The sequence below is a fragment of the Bordetella sp. 2513F2 genome (assembly GCF_054642735.1).
The window spans coordinates 907221-931733 of record NZ_CM137755.1; the positions used below are offsets into that span (position 1 = coordinate 907221).

Annotated in this window: 19 protein-coding genes and 1 pseudogene; 6 read left to right on the forward strand and 14 right to left on the reverse strand. The window is 70.5% G+C overall.

The window, feature by feature from the left end:
• Nucleotides 1–4: 4 nt before the first annotated feature.
• On the reverse strand, nt 5–1126 hold the full coding sequence (locus ACYBYQ_RS04250) for an aminodeoxychorismate synthase component I (RefSeq protein ID WP_459617138.1): 1122 nt from the start codon (nt 1124–1126) through the stop codon (nt 5–7).
• A gap of 42 nt (nt 1127–1168) precedes the next feature.
• On the reverse strand, nt 1169–7012 hold the full coding sequence (gene uvrA / locus ACYBYQ_RS04255; protein ID WP_459617139.1) for an excinuclease ABC subunit UvrA: 5844 nt from the start codon (nt 7010–7012) through the stop codon (nt 1169–1171).
• A 212-nt stretch (nt 7013–7224) separates the two neighbouring features.
• Between uvrA and ACYBYQ_RS04260 the strand changes: the two genes are divergently transcribed.
• From ACYBYQ_RS04260 to ACYBYQ_RS04275, 4 genes are all read left to right on the forward strand, one after another.
• Nucleotides 7225–7368 (forward strand): hypothetical protein, encoded by a 144-nt coding sequence (locus ACYBYQ_RS04260; protein ID WP_459617141.1) that lies wholly within the window; start codon nt 7225–7227, stop codon nt 7366–7368.
• A 15-nt stretch (nt 7369–7383) separates the two neighbouring features.
• A complete protein-coding gene (locus ACYBYQ_RS04265; protein WP_459617142.1) occupies nt 7384–8034 on the forward strand; it encodes a bifunctional 4-hydroxy-2-oxoglutarate aldolase/2-dehydro-3-deoxy-phosphogluconate aldolase in 651 nt (216 codons plus the stop codon).
• Nucleotides 8027–8971, forward strand: coding sequence for a sugar kinase (locus ACYBYQ_RS04270; protein ID WP_459617143.1), 945 nt, complete (start codon nt 8027–8029; stop codon nt 8969–8971). The genes ACYBYQ_RS04265 and ACYBYQ_RS04270 overlap by 8 nt, the downstream gene beginning before the upstream one ends.
• Before the next feature lie 185 nt (nt 8972–9156).
• Complete coding sequence (locus ACYBYQ_RS04275) at nt 9157–9285, forward strand: hypothetical protein (protein WP_006226408.1); 129 nt, start codon at nt 9157–9159, stop codon at nt 9283–9285.
• Nucleotides 9286–9420: 135 nt separating this feature from the next.
• Here ACYBYQ_RS04275 and ACYBYQ_RS04280 read toward each other — a convergent pair whose 3' ends face one another.
• A complete protein-coding gene (locus ACYBYQ_RS04280; protein ID WP_459617144.1) occupies nt 9421–10338 on the reverse strand; it encodes a LysR family transcriptional regulator in 918 nt (305 codons plus the stop codon).
• Between the two features lie 196 nt (nt 10339–10534).
• Here ACYBYQ_RS04280 and ACYBYQ_RS04285 point away from each other — a divergent pair, with 196 nt between their 5' ends.
• Both ACYBYQ_RS04285 and ACYBYQ_RS04290 read left to right on the forward strand, forming a co-directional pair.
• Nucleotides 10535–11470 (forward strand): glycosyltransferase family 2 protein, encoded by a 936-nt coding sequence (locus tag ACYBYQ_RS04285; protein WP_459617145.1) that lies wholly within the window; start codon nt 10535–10537, stop codon nt 11468–11470.
• Between the two features lie 107 nt (nt 11471–11577).
• Nucleotides 11578–12280: pseudogene (locus tag ACYBYQ_RS04290) on the forward strand (2OG-Fe(II) oxygenase).
• A 17-nt stretch (nt 12281–12297) separates the two neighbouring features.
• On the opposite strand, the gene ACYBYQ_RS04295 reads toward ACYBYQ_RS04290, so the two are convergent.
• From ACYBYQ_RS04295 to ACYBYQ_RS04345, 11 genes are all read right to left on the reverse strand, one after another.
• Nucleotides 12298–13068, reverse strand: coding sequence for a class II aldolase/adducin family protein (locus tag ACYBYQ_RS04295; RefSeq protein WP_459617147.1), 771 nt, complete (start codon nt 13066–13068; stop codon nt 12298–12300).
• 13 nt (nt 13069–13081) lie between these two features.
• The gene (locus tag ACYBYQ_RS04300) at nt 13082–14068 is read right to left on the reverse strand and encodes a ketopantoate reductase family protein (RefSeq protein ID WP_459617148.1); all 987 of its coding nucleotides are present in this window, start codon (nt 14066–14068) and stop codon (nt 13082–13084) included.
• Nucleotides 14069–14101: 33 nt separating this feature from the next.
• Complete coding sequence (locus tag ACYBYQ_RS04305; protein WP_459617149.1) at nt 14102–14854, reverse strand: ABC transporter ATP-binding protein; 753 nt, start codon at nt 14852–14854, stop codon at nt 14102–14104.
• On the reverse strand, nt 14851–16647 hold the full coding sequence (locus ACYBYQ_RS04310; RefSeq protein WP_459617150.1) for a branched-chain amino acid ABC transporter ATP-binding protein/permease: 1797 nt from the start codon (nt 16645–16647) through the stop codon (nt 14851–14853). The genes ACYBYQ_RS04305 and ACYBYQ_RS04310 overlap by 4 nt, the downstream gene beginning before the upstream one ends.
• Nucleotides 16644–17684, reverse strand: a complete 1041-nt coding sequence (locus ACYBYQ_RS04315; protein WP_459617151.1) for a branched-chain amino acid ABC transporter permease — start codon at nt 17682–17684, stop codon at nt 16644–16646. The genes ACYBYQ_RS04310 and ACYBYQ_RS04315 overlap by 4 nt, the downstream gene beginning before the upstream one ends.
• A gap of 17 nt (nt 17685–17701) precedes the next feature.
• On the reverse strand, nt 17702–18850 hold the full coding sequence (locus ACYBYQ_RS04320) for an ABC transporter substrate-binding protein (RefSeq protein ID WP_459617152.1): 1149 nt from the start codon (nt 18848–18850) through the stop codon (nt 17702–17704).
• A 65-nt stretch (nt 18851–18915) separates the two neighbouring features.
• Nucleotides 18916–19644 carry an SDR family NAD(P)-dependent oxidoreductase gene (locus ACYBYQ_RS04325; RefSeq protein WP_459617153.1) on the reverse strand — a complete coding sequence of 243 codons (729 nt, stop codon included), beginning with the start codon at nt 19642–19644 and terminating at the stop codon, nt 18916–18918.
• Entirely contained in the window at nt 19641–20435 is a 795-nt protein-coding gene (locus tag ACYBYQ_RS04330) for a cyclase family protein (protein ID WP_459617154.1), read from the reverse strand. The genes ACYBYQ_RS04325 and ACYBYQ_RS04330 overlap by 4 nt, the downstream gene beginning before the upstream one ends.
• Before the next feature lie 29 nt (nt 20436–20464).
• Nucleotides 20465–21706: an SDR family NAD(P)-dependent oxidoreductase gene (locus tag ACYBYQ_RS04335; RefSeq protein WP_459617155.1), complete on the reverse strand. Its 1242-nt coding sequence runs from the start codon at nt 21704–21706 to the stop codon at nt 20465–20467.
• Nucleotides 21703–22878: a thiolase family protein gene (locus ACYBYQ_RS04340; RefSeq protein ID WP_459617156.1), complete on the reverse strand. Its 1176-nt coding sequence runs from the start codon at nt 22876–22878 to the stop codon at nt 21703–21705. Before ACYBYQ_RS04340 ends, ACYBYQ_RS04335 begins: the two co-directional genes overlap by 4 nt.
• Nucleotides 22875–24509, reverse strand: a complete 1635-nt coding sequence (locus tag ACYBYQ_RS04345) for an AMP-binding protein (protein ID WP_459617157.1) — start codon at nt 24507–24509, stop codon at nt 22875–22877. The genes ACYBYQ_RS04340 and ACYBYQ_RS04345 overlap by 4 nt, the downstream gene beginning before the upstream one ends.
• Nucleotides 24510–24513: the final 4 nt, after the last annotated feature.

Here is a 24513-nt window from a genome sequence, read left to right on the forward strand (position 1 = left end):
GCCGTCAGCGCAGGATGCGCGCCTTCCACTGGCACTCCTGCCACTCCTGTGCGGGGTCGGAGTCGTGGACGATGCCGCCGCCCACATGGTACACGCCATGGCGCAGCGTGGCGCGGCCCGAAGGCAGGACCAGGGTGCGGATGGCGACGTTGAGGGAGAAGTCGCCGGTGGGCGCCAGCCACCCCACGCTGCCGCAATAGAGCCCCCTCGGCCATGTTTCCAGCTGGCGGATGCGCCGCATGGCGGCCACCTTGGGCGCTCCGGTGATGGACCCGCAGGGAAACAGGGCGCGCAGCACGTCCTCGAGCGTGGCGTGCGGGGCGTCGGCCGAGATCGTGGAGGTGAGCGTCCACACGCTGGGATAGCGTTCCAGCGTGAACAGCGCGTCCACGCGCACCGAACCGGGCGTGGCCAGCCGGCCGAGGTCGTTGCGCAGCAGGTCGGTGATCATGAGATTCTCCGCGCGGTCCTTGGGGCTGGCGCGCAGCGCCTCGCCGAGGCGGCGGTCTTCGTCGGGATCCGCATGGCGCGGCGCCGTGCCCTTCATGGGGCGGGTCAGCAGGCGCCCGCCCTGGCGCGCCACGAACAGCTCGGGCGAGAACGACAGCACCAGCCGCTCGCCATCGTCCACATAGGCCGCATGCGCGGCCGGATGCCGGCTGGCGATGCGGCGGTACAGGGCCGCGGGATCGCCGGCCACGGCCACGTCCAGCGGATGGGTGTAGTTCACCTGGTAGAACTCGCCCGCGGCGATGCCGGCGCGGATCTGCTCGACCTGGCGGACGTAGTCGTCGCGCGCCAGGCGCGGCGCCACGGCCTGCACCGACGCCTCGGCGGCGTCGCCGGCATCGGCGATGGGCTGCCGTTCGGCGGCATCGAACACCAGCGCGGTCAGGCGTGGCGCGCTGCCGGCGCGCGGCGCGCCGGCCCCGGCAGCCTCGGGCAGCAGCCATTCGCCCAGTTCGTAGTCGAGCAGCAGCGCGATCCAGCGCCCGCGCGCGCGCGCCGCCTCGATGGCGGCGAAGGCGGCAGGAAGCTCGCCGGGCGTGCGGGCCTGGACGCGTTCACGCGGTTCGCGCAGCACCAGCGCCTGGCCGGCGAGGCGGTCCTCGAAGCGGCTTTCCATGCGTCTGCGTTCAGTCGATTTCCTGGCGGTGGCGGGGCGCCGTCATGCGGTTTCCCTAGCCTGCTGCGACATGAACTCCTTCAGGATGCGGCCGGTGTGCGTGTGCGCATGGCCGGCCATGACGTCTTCGGGGGAACCCTGGGCCACTAGGCGGCCGCCGCCGGTGCCGCCCTCCGGGCCCAGGTCGAGCAGCCAGTCCGCCTCGGCGATCACGTCGAGGTTGTGCTCGATGACCACCACGGTATTGCCGGCCTCGACCAGCCGGTGCAGCACATGCACCAGCTTCTCGACGTCGGCCATGGACAGGCCCACGGTGGGTTCGTCGAGCACGTACAGCGTGTGGGGCGCGCGCGAGGCGCGGCCGGTCTTGAACAGGCCCTCGGGGTCGAGCGCCCTCGCGCTGCGCCCTGCGGGCTTGCCGCCCTCCAGGGGGGCAAGCCCGGCCGGGGACGCCCCGGCGCCGGGCATGCGGGTCTTGGACAGCTCGGTGACCAGCTTGATGCGTTGCGCCTCGCCGCCCGACAGGGTGGGCGAAGGCTGGCCCAGCGTGAGATAGCCCAGGCCGACGTCCTGCATCAGCTGCAGCGGGCGCAGCACCTTGGGATGCGACGCGAAGTAGCCGATGGCGTCGTCGACTTCCATGGCCAGCACTTCGCCGGCGTGCCGGCCGCGCATCTGCACCGACAGCGTATCGCTGTTGAAGCGGGCGCCGTTGCAGGCGTCGCAGGGCACCTTCACGTCGGGCAGGAAGTTCATCTCGATGGTGCGCATGCCCTGGCCTTCGCACACCGGGCAGCGGCCGTCGCCGGTGTTGAACGAGAAGCGCGCGGGGGTCCAGCCGCGCATGCGCGCCTCGCGGGTATCGGCGAACTGCTTGCGCACGTCGTCCCAGAAGCCCACGTAGGTGGCCGGGCATGACCGCGGCGTCTTGCCGATCGGGGTCTGGTCGACCTCGAGCACGCGGTCCAGGACCTCCCAGCCCGTGATGCGCGCGCAGCCGTTCCAGCCCGGCGCCGCGCCGGCCGACACGGCACGTGCCAGGTTGTCGAGCAGCACTTCGCGCGCCAGGGTGGACTTGCCCGAGCCCGACACGCCGGTGACCACGGTGAGGCGGCCCACCGGAATGCTGGCGTCGACCTGCCTCAGGTTGTGCAGGTGCGCCCCGTGGATGTGGATCATGGGCGTGTCGGCCCGGACGGCGCGGCGCCCGTTGAGGGGATGCGCCAGCGGCCGGGCGAGGTAGCGGCCCGTGACCGATTCGGGGGAAGCGATGAGGTCCTGGGCGGTGCCCTGCGCCACCACGCGTCCGCCGCGTATGCCGGCGCCCGGGCCGATGTCGATGATGTGCGAGGCGCGGCGTATGGTGTCGTCGTCATGCTCCACCACGACCAGTGTGTTGCCGTTGCCTTCCAGGCGCGCCAGTGCGTCGAGCAGGATGCGGTTGTCGCGCGGATGCAGGCCGATGGTGGGCTCGTCGAGCACGTAGCACACGCCCTGCAGGTTGGACCCCAGCTGTGCCGCCAGGCGGATGCGCTGCGCCTCGCCGCCCGAGAGGGTGGGGGCGGCGCGGTCCAGGGCCAGGTAGCCCAAGCCCACTTCCTGCATGAAGTTCAGGCGTCCGCGGATCTCGGCCAGGATGTCGCGGGCGATCTCGCCCTCGCGGCCGCGCGCCACCAGGCCGGTGAAGAAGGTGTGGGCATCGCTTACCGGCAGCGACGCCAGTTCCGCAATGGAGCGGTCGCGCCAGCGCACCGCCAGCGCCACGCGGTTCAGGCGCTGGCCATGGCACACGGTGCAGGGCTGGGCCTCGCCTTCGTACCAGGCGTTCCAGGCGGTTTCCTCGCCGGTCTGCTCCGCGTCGAAGCCCTGCAGCTGCAGGCCCGTGCCGTAGCAGCCGGGACACCAGCCGTGCTTGGAGTTGTAGGAGAACAGCCGCGGGTCGGGCTCGGGGAAGCTGGTGCCGCAGGAGGGGCAGGCGCGCTTCACGGAGAAATGCTGGTGCTGCAGTTCGCTGTCCAGCGACTCGTACAACCGGTCGAGCGGCCACACCACGTTGAGCACGCCCTGGCCATGCTCCAGCGTGCGCTTCACGGCGTCGCGTAGTTCGGCCTCGCGGTCGGCATCGACCACCAGGTCGGCCACCGGCAGCTCGATGTTGTGCTCCTTGTAGCGGTCCAGGCGCGGCCAGGGCGATACCGGGATGAAGGCCCCGTCGACGCGCAGGTGGCTGTAGCCCTTGCCGGCGGCCCATTTGGCCAGGTCGGTGTAGTAGCCCTTGCGCGCGGTGACCAGCGGCGCCAGCAGGCCGATGTGCCGGCCCTTGTGGTCGCGCAGCAGGCGCGCGACGATCTGGTCGGCGTTCTGCGGCTCCACGGGCACGTTGCAGTCGGGACAATGCTGCGTGCCCAGCTTCATGTAGAGCAGGCGCAGGAAATGGTGGATCTCGGTCATGGTGGCCACGGTGGACTTGCGCCCGCCGCGGCTGGTGCGCTGCTCGATGGCCACGGTGGGCGGGATGCCGAAGATGGCGTCCACGTCGGGCTTGCCGGCCGGCTGCACGATGGCGCGCGCATAGGCGTTGAGCGACTCGAGGTAGCGCCGCTGGCCCTCGTTGAACAGGATGTCGAAGGCCAGCGTGGACTTGCCCGAACCCGACACGCCGGTGATCACCGTGAAGGTGTCGCGCGGGATCTCGACGCTGACGTTCTTCAGGTTGTGCTCGCGCGCATTGAGGATCTCGATCTTGCGGCTCGCCTGGCGCCGCCGGCGCATCAGCGACTGCAGCGGGGTGCCGGCGGCGTAGTCTGCGCGCGGCTCCGCCACCCGGGCCGTGAGCCCCGCCTGTTCGGCTTCCTGCGCATCGGCGTCGGTGCTCACCACCACGTCGGCAGGAAGCACGCTGCCGGCGTAGTCGCGCAGCGCCTGGCCCGTGTACGAGCGCGGATGGTCCATGACTTCCTGCGGCGTGCCGGCGGCCACCAGCTCGCCGCCGGCGTCGCCGCCGTCCGGGCCCAGGTCGATCAGCCAGTCGGCCGCGCGCACCACGTCGAGGTTGTGCTCGATCACGAGCAGCGTATGGCCCGCCGCCAGCAGCTTGCGGAAGGCGCGCATCAGGCGCGCCACGTCGTCGAAGTGCAGGCCGGTGGTGGGTTCGTCGAACAGGAACAGGCTGCCCTTCTTGGCCACCCTGGCGCTGGAAATGCCGCTGCGCGCCGCCTCGGCCAGGTGGCCGGCCAGCTTGAGGCGCTGGGCCTCGCCGCCCGACAGCGTGGGCACGGGCTGCCCCAGGCGCACGTATTCCAGGCCCACGTCGGCCAGCGGGGCCAGGCCCGTCTGCACGTCGCGCAGGCCCTTGAAGAAGTCCAGGGCTTCGCTCACCGTCATGTCGAGCACCTCGTCGATCGAGGCGGCGCGGCCCAGGTGCTCGACCCTGACCTCCAGCACTTCGGGACGGAAGCGCTTGCCGTCGCAGTCGGGGCAGCGCAGGTAGACGTCGGACAGGAACTGCATCTCCACGTGCTCGAAGCCGGTGCCGCCGCAGGTGGGGCAGCGGCCGTCGCCGCTGTTGAAGCTGAAGGTGCCGGCGGTATAGCCGCGCTCGCGCGCCAGCGGCGCATTGGCGTAGAGCTTGCGGATGGCGTCGAAGGCGCCCACGTAGCTGGCCGGGTTCGAGCGCGCCGTCTTGCCGATGGGGGTCTGGTCGACCATGACCACGTCGGCCAGCTGTTCGGCGCCGAGCAGCCTGTCGAATTCGCCCGGGGCTTCGGTGGGCTTGCCCTGGTGCTTGAGCAGGGCCGGATACAGCACGTCCTGGATCAGGGTGGACTTGCCGGAGCCCGAGACGCCCGTGACGCACACCAGGCGGCCCAGGGGGATGGATACCGACACGTTGCGCAGGTTGTGGGCGCGCGCGCCTTCGAGGATGAGGCGCGGCGTGTTGTCGGCCACGGGCATGGGGCGGGGCGCCTCCACGCGCCGGCGGCCGCCGAAGTAGTCGCCGGTGAGGGTGGCGGCGGCGCGCAGCTGCTGCGGCGTGCCGTCGAAGACGATGTGTCCGCCGCGCTCGCCGGGACCCGGGCCGATGTCGATGACGCGGTCGGCCGCCACCATGACCTGCGGATCGTGCTCCACGACCACCAGCGTATTGCCGGCGTCGCGCAGCCTGTGCATGACCTCGACCACGCGGTGCATGTCGCGCGGATGCAGGCCGATGGAGGGCTCGTCCAGCACGAAGAGGGTGTTGACCAGCGAAGTGCCCAGGGCCGTGGTGAGGTTGATGCGCTGCACTTCGCCGCCCGACAGCGTGCGGCTCTGGCGGTCCAGCGTGAGGTAGCCCAGGCCCACGTCGCACAGGAACTTGAGGCGCGCGCGGACTTCGGTGAGCAGGAGATCGGTGGCGGCGTCGAGCACGCCTTCGAAGCGCAGTTCATCGAAGAAGCGCCGCACGCGCTCGATGGGCAGCAGCATCACGTCGTGCACCGACAAGCCGGGCAGCGCGTCGAGCAGCGCCCGGTTCCATGTGACGCCGGCCGGCATGAAGCGGCGATAACGTTCGTCCTGGGGCGGCAGCACGGCGTCGGCGTCGGCCTGCGTGCCCAGGCGCCACAGCAGCGCGTCGGACTTGAGGCGGGCGCCATGGCAGGCCGGGCAGGGGGTATAGCTGCGGTACTTCGACAGCAGCACGCGCACGTGCATCTTGTAGGCCCTGCTTTCGAGCCATTCGAAGAAGCGGTGCACGCCGTACCACTGCGTCTTCCAGGCCTGGTTGCCGCCTTTCCAGTCGGGGTCGCCGCCCAGCACCCAGTCGCGCTGTTCCGGGCTCAGCGACTTCCAGGGCACCGACAGCGGCACCCCGGCGCGTGGCGCGTACTTGACCAGGTCGTCCTGGCATTCCTTGAAGGAGGGCGTCTGCCAGGGCTTGATGGCGCCTTCGAGCAGGGTCTTGTTCTCGTCGGGTATCACCAGGCCGAGGTCGATGCCGATCACGCGCCCGAAGCCGCGGCAGGCCTCGCAGGCCCCCAGCGGGGAATTGAACGAGAAGCTGCTGGGCAGCGGCTCGGCGTATTCGATGTTGCAGTCGGCGCAGTGCAGCCGGTCGCTGTATTTCCAGACGGCGGCATCGCGGCCTTCGTCGTCCAGGGCGCGGATGGCGAGATGGCCGCCGCCCATGCGCAGGGCGGTTTCCAGCGCTTCCATGATGCGTTCGCGCTCCGCGCCGGCGTGGCGGAAGCGGTCCTGCACCACGTGCAGCACGCGGCGCGGCGCCTCGGCCGGCGCCGCCTTGCCCTTGCCGCCGCGCCTGGCCGCGCGGGCCGGCAGCCCTTCTGGCGCTTCTTCGGCGTGCACGCGGGTATAGCCCTGCTGCTCGAGGAAGCCGCGCACCTCGTCTTCGGTGAAATTGGCCGGCACCGCGATCGGGAAGGTGATCACCAGCCGCGGGTCGCCGGCGGCCGCCGCGCGCCCGGCCAGCGAGCGGTGGATGGAGTCGGGGGTGTCGCGCCGCACCGGCTTGCCGCAGCCGCGGCAGTACAGCGTGGCGCCGCGCGCGAACAGCAGCTTGAGGTGGTCGTTGAGCTCCGTCATGGTGCCCACGGTGCTGCGCGAACTGCGCACCGGGTTGGTCTGGTCGATGGCGATGGCAGGCAGGATGCCTTCGATGCGGTCGACCTGCGGCTTGTCCATGCGGTCGAGGAACTGGCGCGCATACGGGGAGAAGGTTTCCACGTAGCGCCGCTGGCCTTCGGCATAGAGCGTGTCGAAGGCCAGCGAGCTCTTGCCCGATCCCGAAACCCCGGTGACGACCACCAGCTCGCCGGTGGCGATGTCGAGATCGAGGTTCTTGAGGTTGTTCTGGCGCGCGCCAGTGATGCGGATATGGGAGCTCATGGAGCGATATCGTAGCCTGAGGGTGGGGAGCGGCCGCGTAGGCGGGCGCCGGGACGCCGTGGGATAATTTGCCTATATCGTGGCGGGCATGCCCACATGGTGAGCGCTTGCCGGGCCAGGGCTGTACATATAAACAGTATCGCAGATTTGTCCGACTCCATGCCACCTTGCGGCGCCGCGTCGCAGCGGCGGATCGGACCGGAGGAGGCCGTTTGTCCGAGCGCCAGGTGGCGGGTACCGCCGCATTCCCCAAGTTCATGAGCGTGCTGCAGGCCGTGGCCGACGCGCCTGCGCGACCGCGCCGCTCCCTGGCTGCAGGCCCTGCCGGCGGCTCCCCGAACCCGATCAACCCCTAGCAAGAGGAAGATGCCGTGCCCCAATCCGATGATGTTTTCGCTTCCCGGCGGGCCGCGCTGCTGGCTGCCCGCCTCGTGCCCGTGCTGCGCTACGGCGACGTGGCCGCAGCCGCCTATGCGGCGGAAGTGGCCGTGGCCGCCGGCTGCCGCACGCTCGAGCTGACCTGCACCATCCCGGACGTCAACGACCTGCTGCGCGCCCTGCGCGACAAGCACGGCGACAGCCTGCTGCTGGGCGTGGGCACGGTGCTCACCGAGGCCCAGGCGCGCGACGCGCTGGTGGCGGGCGCCGACTTCCTGGTTTCGCCGGGGGTGCTGCCGGCCACCGTGGAGCTGGCGCACGCGGCCGGCGCGCTCAGCCTGCAGGGGGCCTTCACGCCCACCGAAGTGCTTGCAGCCCGGGCCGCCGGCGCCGACGTGGTCAAGATCTTTCCCGCCGACACCGGCGGGCCGCGCCATCTCGCGGCGTTGAAGTCCGTCTTCCCCGATACCGTGTTCTGCCCCACGGGCGGCGTCACGGCACAGAACATGGCCGACTACTACGCGGCGGGCGCTGCCCTGGTCGGGATCGGCGGCAACCTCTACGACAAGGCCGCCTTCGCCGCCCGCGACACCGCGGCGCTGACGCGGCAGGTGGCGCAGGCGCTGGAGGCGGCCCATGGCTGAGGCGCGCATCGACGTGGTGGGCCTGGGCGAGGCCCTGATCGAGTTCAACCAGACCGAGCCCGGCCGGCCCGCATACCTGCAGGGATACGGCGGCGACACCTCCAATGCAGTCATCGCGGCGGCCCGGCAGGGCGCGCGCTGCGCCTATCTCACCCGGGTCGGGGGCGACGCGTTCGGCGAACAGCTGCTGGGGCTGTGGCGTGCCGAGGGCGTGGACACGGACGGCGTGGCCGTGGACGCCGAGGCCCACACCGGCGTGTATTTCGTGCAGCACGGGCCCGATGGCCACGTGTTCAGCTACCTGCGGCGCGATTCGGCGGCGGCGCGCATGCGGCCGGCAGACCTGCCTGAGGGCGCCATCGAGCGCGCCCGCTATCTGCACGTCTCCGGCATCAGCCTAGCCATCAGCGCCAGCGCCTGCGATACCGTGTTCGCGGCGATGGCGCGGGCACGCGCGGCCGGCACCCAGGTCTGCCTGGATTCCAACCTGCGCCTGCGCCTGTGGCCGCTGGACCGGGCGCGCGCCATCCTGCGCGAGGCCATGCGGCAGGCGGACCTGTTCCTGCCCAGCCTGGACGACCTGCGCCACTTCACCGGGCACGAAGATGCCGGCCGCACGCTGGACTGGGTGCGCGAGGCCGGCGCGCCCGGCATCGTCGTGCTCAAGCTCGGCAAGGATGGCGCCGTGCTGGACGACGGCCATGACCGGATCGCGGTGCCGGCGCTGCCCGTGCATGCGGTGGATGCCACGGGAGCGGGCGACTGCTTTGCCGGCAGCCTGCTGGCCCGACGCTGCCAGGGCGACGACTGGCAGGAGGCGGTCCGCTATGCCAGCGCGGCGGCGGCGCTCTCCACCCAGGGCTACGGCGCCGTGGAGCCGCTGCCCCGGCCCGATGCGGTGCGCGCCGCGCTGGCCCAGGCCGGGGCCGGCGCCTGATGTAACGGGAGGCGGAATGCGGTGCGCGGCGGCCCCGGCCGCAGGGCCGGATTTGTCATGCAGTGCCGACGCGGGCTAGAATGCCGAGTTATCCCGATTTTTCCTGCACGCTTATTACCTGGCGGTGCAATCGAATGCAATCGGAAAGTTCCTGAACCTGCTGCATACCACCGGAGTACACCGTCATGGCCGAACGTAAACGCGTCCGTCGCAATACCCTCGAGCGCCGCTGCCTGGGCAAGGCGTTCAAGCGCCTCTTCGTGAAGTCGCCCAAGGGCGTCTTCAAGATGCTGGAGAAGATCAAGCGCGTGTAAGCCCGGGCACGGCACCGGATGCACGGCGCCGGATGCACGGTGCCGGATGCACTACGCCGGATACACCGCACCGGAAGCACGAAGCCCCGCGACGCCCTCCGCAAGGAGGGCGTCGTGCTTTGGGGCCCGGGCGTTTCACAGGGGTTCGAGCATGGGCCGGATGAAGTCCAGGAAGGCGCGCGTACGGGCCGGCATGATGCGCGAGGGCATGGCGGCGTACACCGAGATGGGTTCGACGCGCCATTCGGGCAGGATGCGCTGCAGGGAATTGCGCTGTATCACCGGGTGCAGGGCCAGGCACGATGGCAGCCGGGTGATGCCCAGCCCCTGGCCGGCCAGGGTGCCCATGACGCTGATGTTGTTGCCGGCGAGATGGCCGTCGACCCGCACGCGCACCGTGCGTTCGCCGTTGCGCAGCGTCCAGTAGGAGTGCGCTTCGTCGATGGCGGTGCGCAGGCATTCGTGCCGGGCCAGGTCTTCCGGAGCCGCAGGCACGCCGTGGCGTTCCAGGTAGTCGGACGAGGCATACAGGTAACCCTCGAGCGATACCAGCTCCTGCACGATGTCCTCGTTGTCCACGCCGGCGTCCGCGCGGTCGTGCCCGAAGCGCAGGAGCAGGTCGAAGGGGGCTCCCTCCGAACTCGTGCCGGGCCGCATGCTGAGGTCGAATTCGCACTCCAGTTCCGGATAGCGTTCGGTGAAGTCGTGGATCACCTCGGGCAGCAGCCAGATCGCCATGCTGTAGGGAATCGAGACGCTCAGCCGCCCGCGCGGCTTGTCAGTGAGTGCAAGCAGTTGTTCGTGCGCCAGCCTCGCCTCGTCGATCAGCCGGTGGCATCGATCCATGTAGACCTCGCCGGCCTGCGTGAGCTCGAGCCGGCGCGTGTTGCGGTTGATCAGGCGCAGCCCTATGGCCTGTTCGAGCTGGTTGATCCGGCGCGACAGGGTGGAGGTGGGCATGTCCAGGGCGCGCGCGGCCAGGCTGAAGCTCTTGCGCTTGGCGACTTCGACGAACAGGGCTATGTCGTTCAGTTGGAGGTTGTGGCTTTCCATGGCGCACCGGATGGAGTCGCCGCGAGTTTACCGCGCTGCAACGTCCGAAAAATGCTGCCATATGACGACATATTCATTTTCAAACTCTCGACTGCCCGAAATCGGTGCGCGGGCCCATATCCCATACACTGAGCCCCTCCTACAACGCTAAGACCGCACATTCCGCCCCAGCGGCCCCGGCCGCGGCCGATTGCGCATGATGGATCCGCAACACCTCCATACCGTCCTCACGCCCACCTACAACCGGGCTGGCACCCTGCATCGTGTTTTCGAGTCGTTGTCCCGCCAGACCAGCCGGGATTTCGAATGGCTGATCGTCGACGACGGCTCGACCGACAACACGCACGAGCTGGTGCGCGCCTGGCAGGCCCGCGCCGATTTCCCCGTGCGCTACATCTGGCAGAAGAACCAGCACAAGAAGGCGGCTTTCAACCGCGGCGTGCGCGAAGCCCGCGGCCGGTACATCGTGGCGCTCGACAGCGACGACGAAATACCGCCCGACGCGCTGGAAACCTTCCGGCGGGCGTGGGAGGAAGTGCCCGCCGAGCGGCGCGACAGTTATTTCGCCGTCACCGGGCTGTGCGCGCGGCCCGACGGCCGCATCGTCGGCGACCGCTACCCCGAGGGCCTGCGCGACGGCACCGTGATCGACATGTACTTCCATCATCGCGTGCGCGGCGAGAAGTTCAGCAGCATGCGCGCCGAGGTGCTGCGCCGCTTCCCGTATCCCGAGGACGTGGCGGGTTTCGTGCCGGAAAGCCTGGTGTGGTGGGCGATAGCCCGGGCGGGCTACCAGACGCGCTTCATCAACGAGGTGGTGCGCATCTACCACGACAATCCCGCGGGGCTCAGCAGCAGCGGCCTGTCTCTGGCCAGCAACGTCCAGGGCCTGTACCTGCTGGCCTGGGACATGCTGCAGCATCACATGGCACTGTTCCGCCATCGACCGCGCGCCTTCATCATGGCGGCGGCCCGCTATACGCGCTTCCGGCTGCACCTCGACCGCTCCGGGCTGCCCAGCGCCGTCAGCGATTATGCGCTGACCCGGCCCTCGGCCCGCGCGCTGGTCTGGCTGCTCTGGCCGGTGGGCTATGCCATGTACCGGCGCGACCGCTACCGCGGCATGGCCTAGGCGCCGGTTCGCCGGCAGCCGGGATTCGACGGCAAGAAACGGGGTGCGCCCGCACGGCGCCGGCGTCTAGCCTGGCGGGCAACGGACACTGGCTGGGAGGCCATGGCATGACACCCGCGGAGCGGATCGAACGATACGACTGGAACGGGCTGGCGAGCCAGCTCGACGCCCGGGGCTGCGCGGTGCTCGGCGAGCTGCTGACGCCGGACGAATGCGCCCGGCTCGCCGAACTCTATCCGCAGCACGGGCATTTCCGCAGCACCATACACATGGCCCGCCACGGTTTCGGCCAGGGCGAATACCGGTCTTTCGCCTATCCGCTGCCCGGGCTGCTGCAGGCGCTGCGCACGGCGCTCTACGCGCGCCTGGTGGACACGGCCAATGCCTGGAATGCCCGGCTGGGTATGCAGGGCCGCTATCCCGGCGGGCACGACGAATTCCTCGAGCGCTGCCACCGGGCCGGCCAGGCGCGGCCCACGCCCCTGCTGCTGAAGTACGGCCCCGGCGACTACAACTGCCTGCACCAGGATCTCTATGGCGAGCTGGTGTTCCCGATCCAGGTGGCCATCCTGCTGTCCGAACCGGGCCGCGATTTCAGCGGCGGCGAATTCGTGCTCACCGAGCAGCGCCCGCGCATGCAGAGCCGGGTGGAGGTGGTGCCGCTGGCGCAGGGGGACGCCGTGGCGTTCGCCGTGCACACCCGGCCGGTGCAGGGGGCCAGGGGCCATTACCGCGTCACGCTGCGCCACGGCGTGAGTCCGCACGGGAGAGCGCTATACGGCAGGCATCATCTTCCATGACGCACAGTGAGCCCCGGCCGCCGCGGGCTATGGCCGCCGCTGCGCCATCCGCATCCGCCGCACTGTGGCATCGAACAGCTTGATGGCGAAGGCGTCGTTGCGGATGAGCTGCGCCGCCAGCTCGGTGCAGCGGACGCGGATCGCGTTGGCCAGTTGCACGTCGGGGCCGGGCAGGGCGGCCGCCTGGCACTGGATCTCGGCGGCGCGCTGCACCGTCCAGAGCAGCATGAACGTCCCCGGGATGTCGCGCTCGCACACCGCCACGCCGTGGTTGCGCAGCACCAGCACGTGCCTGTCGCCCAGGCTGGCCAGCATGCGGGCCTTTTCGTCGGCGAACAGCGTGATGCCCTCGAAGGCGTGGTAGGCCACCCGGCCGTACAGCTGGGCGCCGTAGAAGTCGTCGTGGCGGAAGCCTTCCTGCTTGAGGGCAATGGCGGAGACGGGCGTGGTGTGCGTATGGGCGATGCAGTGTATGTCGTCCCGCGCGCCATGGATGGCGCTGTGGAGGGCGAAGCCCGCGGGATTCGCGGGGTAGGGCGAGGGTTCCACCAGCTTGCCGTCGAGGTCCACCTTCAGCAGGTTCTCCGGCGTGACCTCGGCATAGTTGAGGCCGAACGGGTTCACCAGGTAGTGATGGGCCGGGCCGGGCAGGCGCGCGGAGATGTGGTTGAAGATCATCTCCGTCCAGCCCAGGTAGTCGACCAGGTGGTAGAAGTCCGCCAGCTGTACGCGCAGCCGCCATTCGGTTTCGTCGATGTGGGCCGGCCTGGCGGCCTCCTGCGATATCTCGGCATGCATGGTGATCTCCGGTTCAGGCGGCGTGCGGCAGGGCCCGGTAGCGGGCCAGCGCGAGCACCGCGCGGGTGGTGGGCATGGGTAGGTGATGCCGGCCGGCCAGCTCGAGCACGGCGTCCCCGATGGCCGCCAGTTCGAGCGGCCGGCCGTTTTCGTAGTCCTGCAGCATGGAAGTGCGGAAGTCCCCCATGCGTTCGCCCAGCGCCAGCAATTCGGCCGGGGGCAGCATGAGGCGGGCGCCGTGGGCCTGCGCCACGGCGTCGAGCTCGCCGATCACCGCAGCAGCCAGCTCGCGCAGCGGCGTCGGCCCGTAGATCTGGCGCAGCGTGGCGCCGGTGATGACCGACAGCGGATTGGAGCTCAGGTTGGCCGCCAGCTTGGTCCAGATGGCGTCGCGGATGCGCGGCGCCGGCTCCGCGTCGATGCCGGCCAGCCGCAACAGCGCGCACAGGCGGGAGAGCCGTTCGCCGGGCTGATTGTCGGGCTCGCCCAGCACCAGGCGGTGGGGCGTGCGGGACACCACCACGCCGGGAGCCGGGCTCTCCGCCGTGATGTACACCACGCAGCCCAGCAGCTGGCGCCAGGGCACGTTTGCCAGCAGCCAGCCTTCGGGGTCCACCGCGCGGACCGCCTGGCCGGCCAGCGGGCCCGTCTCTCCCTGGAAGTACCACCACGGCACGCCGTTCACCGCCGGCACCAGCACGGTATGCCCGGCCACCATGGGCCAGGCCTGCCTCACCAGCGGTGCGAGGCTGTGCGCCTTGGCGCACAGGAAGATCGCGTCCTGGGGACCGAACTCGGGCTGGTCGCTGGCGGGCACGTGCACGCGGGTGCAGCCCGACCGGTCATGCAGGCACAGCCCGTCGCGGCGCAGGGCCGCGAGCGTGGCGCCGCGCGCCAGCACGCTGACCTGATGGCCCGCCCGGGCCAGCCGGGCGGCCAGCGTGCCGCCGACCGCCCCGGCGCCGGCCACGCAGATGCGTAGCCCGGATAACTCGTTCATCTGGAGACCGCCTTCCGCGCCCTCCGGGCGCGGTCAATGCCCCTGGCCCAAGCCCAGGTAGACCTCGATCACGCGCGGATCCCGGGCCAGCTCGGCCGCGGGGCCCTCCAGCGTGATCGCCCCTGTCTCCAGTACGTACGCGTAGTCCGCCACCTGCAGGGCGGCTCGCGCATTCTGTTCTATCAGCAGGATGGACACGCCCATCCTGCGCAGTTCGCCGACGATGTGGAAGACCTCGCGCACGATGCGCGGGGCCAGTCCCAGGCTGGGTTCGTCCAGCATGAGCAGCCTGGGCCTGGCCATCAGGGCCCGGCCCACCGCCAGCATCTGGCGCTCGCCGCCCGACAGCGTGCCGGCCAGCTGGCCGCGGCGCTCGCGCAGCCGCGGGAACAGGTCGTAGACCTCGCGCAGCGTGCGTTCCTGGTCGCGCTGGCCGGTCCGGTAGCGATGGAAGCCGCCCAGCATGAGGTTGTCCTCGACCGTCATCTCGGCGAACAGCTCGCGCTTCTCGGGCACCAGGTTCATGCCGGCCGCGACCATCTCCTCGATCTCGGCGTGCGGCCGCGCGCGGCCGCAGAACACGATCTCGCCGCGCGCGGGCAGCACGCCCATGATGGCCGACAGCAGCGTGGTCTTGCCGGCGCCGTTGGGCCCGATCACCGTGACGATCTGGCCCTCGGCCACTTCCAGGCTGACGCCCGAGACGGCCTCGATCTTGTCGTACGAGACGTGGAGGTCGCGCACCTGCAGCAGGGGAGAGCCGCCCTTGAAACGATCCTGGCTCATTCTTCCACCCCGCCGAGATAGGCCTCGAGCACGGCCGGATGGCGCTGGATCTCGGCGGGCAGGCCTTCGGCGATCTTCTCGCCGAAGTCCATCACCACCACGCGGTCGACCAGGCCCATCACGAAGTCCATGTCGTGCTCCACTAGCAATATGGCCATGCCCTCGCTGCGCAGGCGCGCCAGCAGCTCGGCCAGCTCGCGCTTTTCCTGGTAGCGCAGCCCCGCGGCGGGCTCGTCCAGCAGCAGGACGCAGGGGTCGGCGGCCAGCGCCCGGGCGATCTCCAGCACGCGCTGCTGGCCCAGCGCGAGCGAGCCGGCCTCGTCGTGCAGATGGCGTCCCAGGCCCACGCGCTCGACCTGGCGCGCGGCCTCGGCGAGCAGGCGCCGTTCCTCGGCACGGTCGATGCGCCACGCGGCCTGCAGCACGCCGGCCTGCCCGCGCAGGTGGGCGCCGATGGCCACGTTCTCGAGCACGCTCATGCGGCCCAGCAGCCGCACGTGCTGGAAGGTGCGCGACAGGCCGAGGCGCGCAATGGCGCGGGCGCCCAGGCCGGTGACGTCGCGGCCGAGCAGCGTCACCGTGCCGGAAGTGGGGGTGTCCACGCCCGAGACCTGGTTGAACATGGTGCTCTTGCCGGCGCCGTTGGGGCCGATCAGGGCCAGGATCTCGCCGGCGCGGATCTCCAGGCTCATGGCATTGTTGGCCACCAGCCCGCCGAAGCGCCGCGTGATGTCGCGGGCCTGCAGCACGACCTCGCCGCGCGGCGGCATGGGCCGGCGCGGCAGCGGCTCGGCCTGCGTATCGACGCGGCGCGGCGCGCGGCGCAGCGGCACGCGCCGCGCGATGGCCGGCCACAGCCCCCCGCGTGCACGATGCAGCAGCAGCACCATGCCGAAGCCGAACACGATCACTTCGAAGTTGCCGCTCTGCCCCAGCAGCCGCGGCAGCAGGTCCTGCAGCCACTGCTTGAGCACGGTGAACACGCCCGCGCCCACCAGCGCGCCCCATACCTGGCCGGCGCCGCCGATCACGGTCATGAACAGGTATTCGATGCCCATCTGCAGGCCGAAGGGGTGCGGATTCACGAAGCGCTGCATGTGGGCGTAGAGCCAGCCCGACGCGCAGGCCTGCAGCGCGGCGATGATGAAGATCACCATGCGCGAGCGCGCGGTGTCCACGCCCATGGACTCGGCCATGATGCGGCCGCCCTTGAGCGCCCGGATGGCCCGCCCTTCGCGCGAATCCAGCAGGTTCTGCGTGCTCCAGACGGCCAGGAGCAGGAACAGCCAGATCAGGTAGTAGATCTCGCCGCCCTGGTCCAGGGTCCAGCCCAGCAGGCGGATGGGCGGGATGTCGGTGAGGCCGGTGTGACCGCCCAGCCCTTCCACCGAGCCGAACACGAAGTAGAGGCTCAGGCCCCACGCGATGGTGCCCAGCGGCAGGAAATGCCCCGACAGCTTGAGGGTGATGGCGCCCAGCAGGTAGGCCACGACCAAGGTGATGGCCAGGCCCGCCAGCAGCGCCAGCCAGGGCGAGGCGCCCAGCCAGGACAGCCAGGCGGGCAGCACCTCGGCCCGGGAGGTCAGCACGGCGGTGGTATAGGCGCCCAGCCCGACGAAGGCCGCCTGCCCGAAGCTCGTGAGCCCGCCCACGCCGGTCAGCAGCACCAGGCCCAGCGCCACCATGGCGTACAGGCCGATGTAGTTGAACAGCGTGACGTAGAAGGGCGGCAGCCCCAGCGGCGCCAGCGCCAGCAGTGCGAGGAACAGCAGCAGCACGTGGCGCGGCGTCATTCTTCTTCCTCCTCGACGTGGTGGCTCCGGAGCGAGCGCCACAGCAGGACGGGAATGATGAGGGTGAACACGATGATTTCTTTGTAGGCGCTGGCCCAGAACGACGAGTAGGCCTCGATCAGGCCCACCAGCACGGCGCCGGCGGCGGCCACGGGATAGCTGGCCAGGCCGCCGATGATGGAGCCGACGAAGCCCTTGAGGCTGATGAGAAATCCGGAGTCGAAGTAGATGGTGGTGATGGGCGCGATCAGCATGCCCGACACGGTGCCGATCAGCGCGGCCATGAAGAACGTGGCCTTGCCGGCGAACACCGGCGAGATGCCCATCAGCCGTGCGCCCAGCCGGTTGTATGCGGCGGCGCGCAGCGCCTTGCCGTACATGCTGCGCTCGAAGAAGGCGAACAGCACCACGATGAGCAGGACCGAGACGGCGATCACCGACACGGCCTGGCCGCTCACGTTCACCGGGCCCACCATCCAGGTGGCGTCGCTGAACGGCGTGGTGCGCGCGCCTTCGGCGCCGAACGCCAGCAGGCCCAGGCCCACCAGCGCCAGGTGCACCGCGATCGACACGATGAGCAGCACCAGCGTGGAGGCCGAGGCCACGGGCTGGTAGAACAGGCGGTAGAGCTGCGGCCCCATGGGCACCACCAGGGCCAGGGTGAGCAGGGCCTGCAGCGCCATGGGCAGGTCCGCGAGCGGCAGGCTGTACAGCAGGGCGGCCAGCACGAAGGGATAGGCCAGCTTGAGCAGCAGGCCCGGCCGGGGCCGCAGCCTGCCATGCCGCCTGCGCTGCGCCTGCAGGTCTGCCAGCGCCTCGCACACCGCGAATGCGGCCAGCAGCCAGACCAGCGTCACCGGCCGGCCCGACTGGATGGCCGCCATGCTGAGCGCCCCGAAGGCCACGAACTCCCCCTGGGGGATGAACAGGACCCGGGTCACCGTGAAGACCAGGAGGATGGCCAGCGCCAGCAGCGCGTAGATGGCGCCGTTGGTGATGCCGTCCTGGCCGAGGATCAGTGCGATCTGTGCGTTCATGCGGCGCCCGGGTCTTCTTACTTGAGCAGCGTCCAGTTGCCGTTGCTGACCGTGATGAGCTCGCGGCCGCGGTCGTCGAAGCCGCTGTGGTCCTCGGGCGTCATGTTGTAGACGCCCTGCGTGCCCACCAGCTCCTTGGTCTGTTCCAGCGCATCGCGCAGCGCGCTGCGGAACTCCTTGGTGCCCGGCTTGCCGGCCTTGGCGGCCACCGGGATGGCCTGCTCCAGCAGCAGCCCGGCGTCATAGACGTTGGCGCCGAAGGTGGCGGGCACCGAGCCGTGCAGTTTCTTGTAGGCCTCGATGTAGGCGGTGGCGACCTTCTTGGAGGGATGGCTGTCGGGAATCTCGGGCAGCACCAGCATCAGGCTGGCCGCCAGGATGGTGCCCTCGACCTTCTTGCCGCCCAGCTTGAGGAAATCGGGCAGCGCGGCGCCATGGGTCTGGTAGAACTTGCCCTTGTAGCCCTGGTCGAACAGCGTGCTCTGCGGCAGTACGCTGGCGGCGCCGGGTGCGGCGATCAGCACCGCGTCGGGGCGCGCGGCGAGGATCTTCAGCGACTGCCCGGTCACCGAGCTGTCGAAGCGCAGGTAGCGCTCGTTGGCGGTGATCTTGATGCCTTTCTCGGCGGCCAGGCCCGAGAACACCTTGTACCAGTTCTCGCCGTAGGGATCGTTCAGGCCGATGAAGCCCACGGTCTTGATGCCCGTCCTGGCCATGTGCTCGACCAGCGCGCGGGCGATGATGTCGTCGTTCTGCGTGGTCTTGAACACCCACTTCTTCTGTTCCGTCATGGGCAGCACCACGGCCGCCGTGCCCACCGGCGCCAGCATGGGAACGCCGGCCTCGGCGGCGAACTGGATCACGCCCATGGCATTGGGCGAGCCCGACGGCCCGATGATGGCGTCGACGTTCTGCTCCGAGATCAGCTTCTTGAATGCGGTGACCGACGCGGTGGAGTCGCTGGCGTCGTCCAGCGAGATGTACTCCACGCTCAGGCCGCCGATTTCCTTGGGCAGCAGCGGCACGCTGTTCTTCTGGGGAATGCCGACCAGCGCGGTAGGCCCGGTGGACGAGGTGACCACGCCGACCTTGACCTGCGCGAGCGCGGGCAGCGCCAGCAGGGCGGCAACGGCCGCGGCGGCCAGGGAGAGCTTCTTGGACATCATGACGATTCCTCCTGTGCGGGAGTGGTGGGTGCTGCGTTGGAATGTTCGGGGCGGCTGCGGGGTGCTCAGATCGTGATCGCGCTCACGCTGGCCCCTCCGCAGACGTACAGCGTCTGTCCGGTGATGAAACTGTTGTCGGGGTCGCAGAAGAACATCACGGCCCGCGCCACATCGTCCGCGCGGCCGATGCGCCTGACCGGGATGCCTTCGGCGAGCTTGCGCTCACGCTCGCTGCCGGGTTCGATGACTTCGTAGAACATGTCGGTCTGGATGGGCCCGGGCGCGACCACGTTGACGGTGATGCCGTGCGGCGCCAGCTCCAGCGACCAGGTGCGCGCCATGCCTATCATGCCCGCCTTGGTGGCCGAGTAGGCGGTGCGCGTGGGCAGCCCCAGCGCGCCGCGCGAGGACATCAGCACGATGCGGCCGTAGCGGCGCTGCTGCATGCCGGGCAGGACGGCCTGCACCAGGCTGATGGCCGCGCCCAGGTGCAGCTGGGTCAGGCCGTGCAGTTCCTCCTGCTTGACGTCGGGCAGCAGGTTGGGCCAGATCACGCCCGCGTTGTGCACCACGTGGGTCACGGCATGCTGCTGCGCGATCTCGGCCGCAGCCTGTGCCGTGGCGGCCGGGTCGAGCAGGTCGGCCTGCACGCTGTGCAGCCGCGCATGGCTGAATTCGGGCGCGCGGCGCGCCAGCGACACGACTTCGTAGCCGGCGTCCAGCATGCGCCGGCAGATCTCGGCCCCGATGCCGGCGCTGCCGCCGGTGACCACGGCGACGTCGGCCTGGCTCATCGTCCGGCCTCCGTGGGAGCGAGGGCCAGCACCCGCAGCGGGCTGCCCGAGCCGTTGCGGATCTTCAGCGGCGCGGAGAACACCACGGCGCCCGTGGGCGGCAGCTGGTCGAGGTTGGTCATGCACTGCAGGCCGTAGCGGTTGTTGCCATGCATGAAGTAATGGCACGGGTAGGGGGGATCCAGGTGCGCCGCCTGGCCGGCATCGGTGCCCACCGACTCCGTGCCGAAGCCATGCACGTCGCGCTCCTTGATCAGCCAGGGCACCACTTCGGCGTCGGGGCCGGGCGAATGCTGGCCATCCTCGCGCATGTTCAGGTAGTCGCCGGGCTTGGCGCGCTTGGACCAGTCGGTGCGCATGAAGACCCAGGAGCGCGCGGGGATGCGGCCGTGCTTCTCTTCCCAGGCCTGCACGAAATCGATGCTGAGCAGGAAGTCGGGGTTCCCGCGCGCCTCGGCCGAGCAGTCGATCACGCAGGCGCTGGCGATGAAGTTCTCGACCGGGATGGTGTCGACAGTGTTGTCGGGCTGGTCCTTGCCGGAGATCCAGTGCGCCGGAGCGTCGAAGTGCGTGCCGGTGTGCTCGGAGCACGAGAAGTTGTTCCAGTACCAGGCCGGGCCGCGTTCGTCGTAGCGCGAGATCTCCTCGATGCGGAAGGGCCAGGCCTGGCCGAACTCGGGCGGCAGCACGATGGTGGGGAATTCCGGCGTCAGCGTCTCGGTGAGGTCCACCACGCGGATCCGGCCGCTGGCCAGCTCGGTCATGAATTGGGCAAGTATGTTCGCGCTCATGCGGGGCTCCTATAAGTGGTGCAGGGTGCTCAGGCACCCAGTTCGCGTTCCAGGCCCTTGGGGTTCTCGGCCAGGCGGGCGCGGAACTCCTGCGCCACGTCGCCGACATAGACGTCTTCCAGGCCTTCCTGCAGGGCGCGCACCAGGGCGCGCGCCAGGGCGGCCGGCGCCACGCGCGGGGGCGGCGTGCGCTGTTCCCATTCGTGGTCCAGCGGTCCGGGGAAGAGGTTGATCACTCGCACGCCCGCCGGCCGCATCTCGGCGCGCAGGCATTGCGCCAGCGACAGCGCGGCCGCCTTGGACGCCGACCACGCGCCGCGGGCCGGCAGGTTCATGTGGGCGTAGATGGACAGCACGTTGACCCAGGCCACGGCATTGTTGACGCCGTCGGCGGCGCGGCTGCACAGGGCCGGCCCGAAGGCCTGGGCAAGCCGCATCATGCCCAGGCAATTGACGTCGAAGGCATCGCGGGCGGTGTTCACGTCGCGGCGCATCATCAGCCCGCCTTCGCGCTCCTGGTCGGCCGTGTTGACCAGGATCTCGACCTTGCCGCCGATGGCGCCCGCGGCGCGCGCCACCGAATCGGTGTCGGTCACGTCCAGCGGCACCACCTGCACGCGCGGGTCGGCGGCCAGGGCGTCGAACGCGGCAACCTGGCGCCAGGTCTGGGGATCGCCCAGGAAGACCGTGCCGGCGCCTGCCTCCAGCAGCGCGCGGGCCATGGCCATGCCCACCGCGGACTTGCCGTCGGTGACCAGGGCGCGGCGGAATTTCGGGTCGCACGCGGTCTCGCGCAGGATCTTGTCGTCTTCCATGTGGGGGGTGCTCCTTTCGGGCAAGGCCAGCATCACGGCCTGGCCGGCGCGGTCCAGCCGCAGCGCCAGGCGCACGCGGTCGCCGTCGGCGCAGTCCTGGTGCACGTGGGCCACCACCGAGGGGCCGGCCTCCATGCGCACGGTGCCGATGCGCCAGGGCAGGCGCTCGCGGAAATACAGATCGTTGCTGTGGTGCAGGGTGGTGCTCGCCAGCAGCCGGCCCAGCGGCGAGACCTCGCGCCAGGGCGGGTCCGCCTCGAGGCAGTGGCCGCAGACTTCGCGCGGCGGGTACTGCACCGTGCCGCAGGCGGCGCACTGCTGCAGCACGAACCGGCCCTCGGCCGCGGCGGCCGTGAGATGCAGCGCGAGCCGGCTGCGCGATCCCGGCGGCAGCGTGGGCTGCCGGGTGCGGGCCATGGGGTCTTTCCTGGGCGGGCGCGCGAGCGGGATCGTCATGGCGCGCTCCGGGCCAGCACCGCGGCGGCCGTGCACAGGCCGCGGTCGTAGTTGATCATGCCGAAGCCGCTCACCAGGCCCAGGCGCGCGCCGTCCACCTGGGTGCCGCCGGCCGTGCCGGAGAGCTGGCGCAGGGCCTCGACCAGGCCCAGGTAGCCGCCTGCGGCGCCGGCCTGGCCCACCGACAGCTGGCCGCCGTTGGTATTGAACGGAAAGCTGCCGTCCACGGTGAAGCGGTGCCTGCGCACGAACTCCGGGGCCTCGCCCTTGGCGCAGAATCCCAGGTCTTCGATCTGCATGAAATTGATCACGGGGTAGTCGTCGTAGGCCTGCAGGAAGTCCATGTCGGAAGGCCCCGCGCCGGCCTGGGCATACAGCTCGTCCACGTCCAGCGTCCAGCCGCCGCGCATCTGGATGGGATCGTCCGGCCAGGCGTTGTGCCGCTCGATGGTGCCCAGGATGCGGGCGTGCGGCAGGCCCAGCTCGCGGGCGCGCGCTTCGCGCATCATCAGGAACCCGTCGGCGCCGGCGCAGGGCATCACGCAGTCGAACAGGTGGATGGGGTCGGTGATGACCCGCGCCGCCAGGTACTGCTCCAGCGTCAGCGGCTTCTTCATCAGCGCATGGGGGAAGCGCAGGGCGTTGTCGCGCTGCGCCACGCACAGCTTGCCGAAGTCGGCCCGGGTGGCGCCGGTGGCGCGCATGTAGTGCGCCGTCATGAGCGCGAAGCTGGCGTTGGGGCCGCCGGCGCCGTAGGGATAGACGGCGTCCTGCGCGAAGCGCGAGAACTGGCTGACGGTGTTGCGGAAGGAGTCGACGTGGTTGGTGTCGCCGGCGATGCAGGCCACCACGTCGGCGTCGCCCGCCTGCACTGCGCGGGCCGCGCGGCGCAGCGCCACCACGCCGCTGGCCCCGCCCATGGGGATGTGGTCGAGCCAGCGCGGGCTCATGCCGAGGTGCTGCGTGAGGCCGACCGCGGTATCCGGCGCCAGCGTGAAGCTGGAGACGCACAGGCCGTCGATGGCCTGCTTGGCAAGGCCCGAGCCGCGCACCAGCTCGCCCAGCGCCCGGCCCAGCCACCAGTGCGCCGCCCGCGTGGAGTAGCGCTCGTAGGGGACGGTGACGGGCAGGGCCGCCACGATGCCGTCGTAGCCCTGGCGCCGCGCCGTCACCGGGCGTCTCCCTGGCGTTTCTTCAGGGCGCAGGTGTCCACGCAGTTCGGCTGGCCGACCAGGGCAGGCGCCAGCGCCTTCATTTCGCCGCGCTGGATCTTGTTGGTGGTGGTCAGGGGCAGGGCGTCCACGAAGGCCACGTAGCCGGGCGCCTTGTAGTAGGCCAGCTCGCCCAGGCACCACTGCACCAGTTCGCGCGCGGCGTCGTGCATCGGCGCGCCCGGTTGCGGCATGGATTCGGGCACGATGCAGGCCAGCACTTCGTCGCCGCGCACGGCATCGGGCACGGCGGCCACGGCCACGGCCTTGACCAGCGGATGGCCCAGCAGCACGCTTTCCACTTCCACGGCGGAGATGTTCTCGCCGCTGCGGCGGATCACGTTCTTCTTGCGGTCCACGAAGCGGATGGCGCCGTCGGCGTCGCGGCGCACGATGTCGCCGGTATGGAACCAGCCACCGGCCCAGGCGGCGGCGGTGGCCTCGGGGTCCTTCAGGTAGCCGGAGAAGAAGCCGTAGGCCGGATCCTCGCCGGCATGGCGCACCAGCAGCTCGCCGGGCTCGCCGAGGGCGGCTTCGCGGCCGTCCTCGGCCACGATGCGCACCTGCACGTCGGGCTCCTCGCTGCCGATGCTGCTGGTGCCGACGTGGCGCGGCTCCCTGCTGGCGATGATGACGGCGCCGTTGCCGGTCTCGGTCATGGCCCAGGCCTCGAGCAGGGGGAAGCCGAAGCGTGCCTCGAAGGGCGCGTGCAGCGATCTTTCCACGCCGGCGCCGAAGCCGAAGCGCACGGCATGGTCGCGGTCGGCGGGCGTGGGCTCGGCCTTCATGAGGATGGCCGGCATCACGCCCAGGTAGTGCAGCACCGTGGCGCCGGACTGGCGCACGCTGTGCCACCACGTTCTGGGGTGGAAGCGGTCGAGGATCACGAGGCAGCCGCCCGTGGTGACCATGGCCATCGTGGAGCAGGCCATGGCGTTCATGTGCACCAGCGGCAGGGGCGTGAGCATGCGCTCCACGCCCTCGCGCAGCGTGGCCAGCCCGCCGATGCCGGCGTACCAGCGGCCGCAGTGCAGGAAATAGCGGTTCGAAAGAATGCAGCCCTTGGGCCGGCCGGTGGTGCCCGAGGTGTAGAGCAGGGCGCACTCGGTGAGTTCGCCGGGCGCCCCTTCCAGCGGAGCCGGCGTGGCGGCGGGCGGCGGCGCGTCGTCCGGGCCGACGATGCGCAGGGGGCTGGCGGCGCGCCGCGCGGCCTCGTGCAGGTCCGGATGCCGGCCGGGCAGCGCCACGGCCAGGACGATCTCCGAATGGCCCACCAGGTATTCGAGTTCCGCGGCGCGCAGGTCGCCGTTGATGGGCACCACCGATGCGCCCAGCGCATTGAGCGCGAACCAGTGCAGGAAGAAGGCGGGGCGGTTCTCCAGCAGCAGGCCGACCCGGTGCCCGTGGCCGTAGCCGGCGGCGGCGTAGGCCTCGCGCAGGGCCTCGATGCGGGCCAGGGCATCCGCATAGCGCAGCTCGCCCGGCCCGATGCCGTAGATCTCCGCCGTTTCAGGCAGGGTGCAGAGGAATGGGTTGCCGCCCCAGCGCTCGGTGGTGTTGCGGAAGGCCTGGTAGACCGTGGTGGCGCTCACTGGG

What these genes read in the sequence shown, in the direction of transcription:
- ACYBYQ_RS04285 (WP_459617145.1), top strand. Translation starts at nt 10,535, where the DNA reads ATGATGGATCCGCAACACCTCCATACCGTCCTCACGCCCACCTACAAC.
- ACYBYQ_RS04300 (WP_459617148.1), bottom strand. Translation starts at nt 14,068, where the DNA reads ATGAACGAGTTATCCGGGCTACGCATCTGCGTGGCCGGCGCCGGGGCG.
- ACYBYQ_RS04310 (WP_459617150.1), bottom strand. Translation starts at nt 16,647, where the DNA reads ATGACGCCGCGCCACGTGCTGCTGCTGTTCCTCGCACTGCTGGCGCTG.
- ACYBYQ_RS04305 (WP_459617149.1), bottom strand. Translation starts at nt 14,854, where the DNA reads ATGAGCCAGGATCGTTTCAAGGGCGGCTCTCCCCTGCTGCAGGTGCGC.
- ACYBYQ_RS04295 (WP_459617147.1), bottom strand. Translation starts at nt 13,068, where the DNA reads ATGCATGCCGAGATATCGCAGGAGGCCGCCAGGCCGGCCCACATCGAC.
- ACYBYQ_RS04280 (WP_459617144.1), bottom strand. Translation starts at nt 10,338, where the DNA reads ATGGAAAGCCACAACCTCCAACTGAACGACATAGCCCTGTTCGTCGAA.
- ACYBYQ_RS04325 (WP_459617153.1), bottom strand. Translation starts at nt 19,644, where the DNA reads ATGAGCCAGGCCGACGTCGCCGTGGTCACCGGCGGCAGCGCCGGCATC.
- ACYBYQ_RS04320 (WP_459617152.1), bottom strand. Translation starts at nt 18,850, where the DNA reads ATGATGTCCAAGAAGCTCTCCCTGGCCGCCGCGGCCGTTGCCGCCCTG.
- ACYBYQ_RS04250 (WP_459617138.1), bottom strand. Translation starts at nt 1,126, where the DNA reads ATGGAAAGCCGCTTCGAGGACCGCCTCGCCGGCCAGGCGCTGGTGCTG.
- ACYBYQ_RS04335 (WP_459617155.1), bottom strand. Translation starts at nt 21,706, where the DNA reads ATGACGATCCCGCTCGCGCGCCCGCCCAGGAAAGACCCCATGGCCCGC.
- ACYBYQ_RS04275 (WP_006226408.1), top strand. Translation starts at nt 9,157, where the DNA reads ATGGCCGAACGTAAACGCGTCCGTCGCAATACCCTCGAGCGCCGCTGC.
- ACYBYQ_RS04270 (WP_459617143.1), top strand. Translation starts at nt 8,027, where the DNA reads ATGGCTGAGGCGCGCATCGACGTGGTGGGCCTGGGCGAGGCCCTGATC.
- ACYBYQ_RS04315 (WP_459617151.1), bottom strand. Translation starts at nt 17,684, where the DNA reads ATGAACGCACAGATCGCACTGATCCTCGGCCAGGACGGCATCACCAAC.
- uvrA (WP_459617139.1), bottom strand. Translation starts at nt 7,012, where the DNA reads ATGAGCTCCCATATCCGCATCACTGGCGCGCGCCAGAACAACCTCAAG.
- ACYBYQ_RS04330 (WP_459617154.1), bottom strand. Translation starts at nt 20,435, where the DNA reads ATGAGCGCGAACATACTTGCCCAATTCATGACCGAGCTGGCCAGCGGC.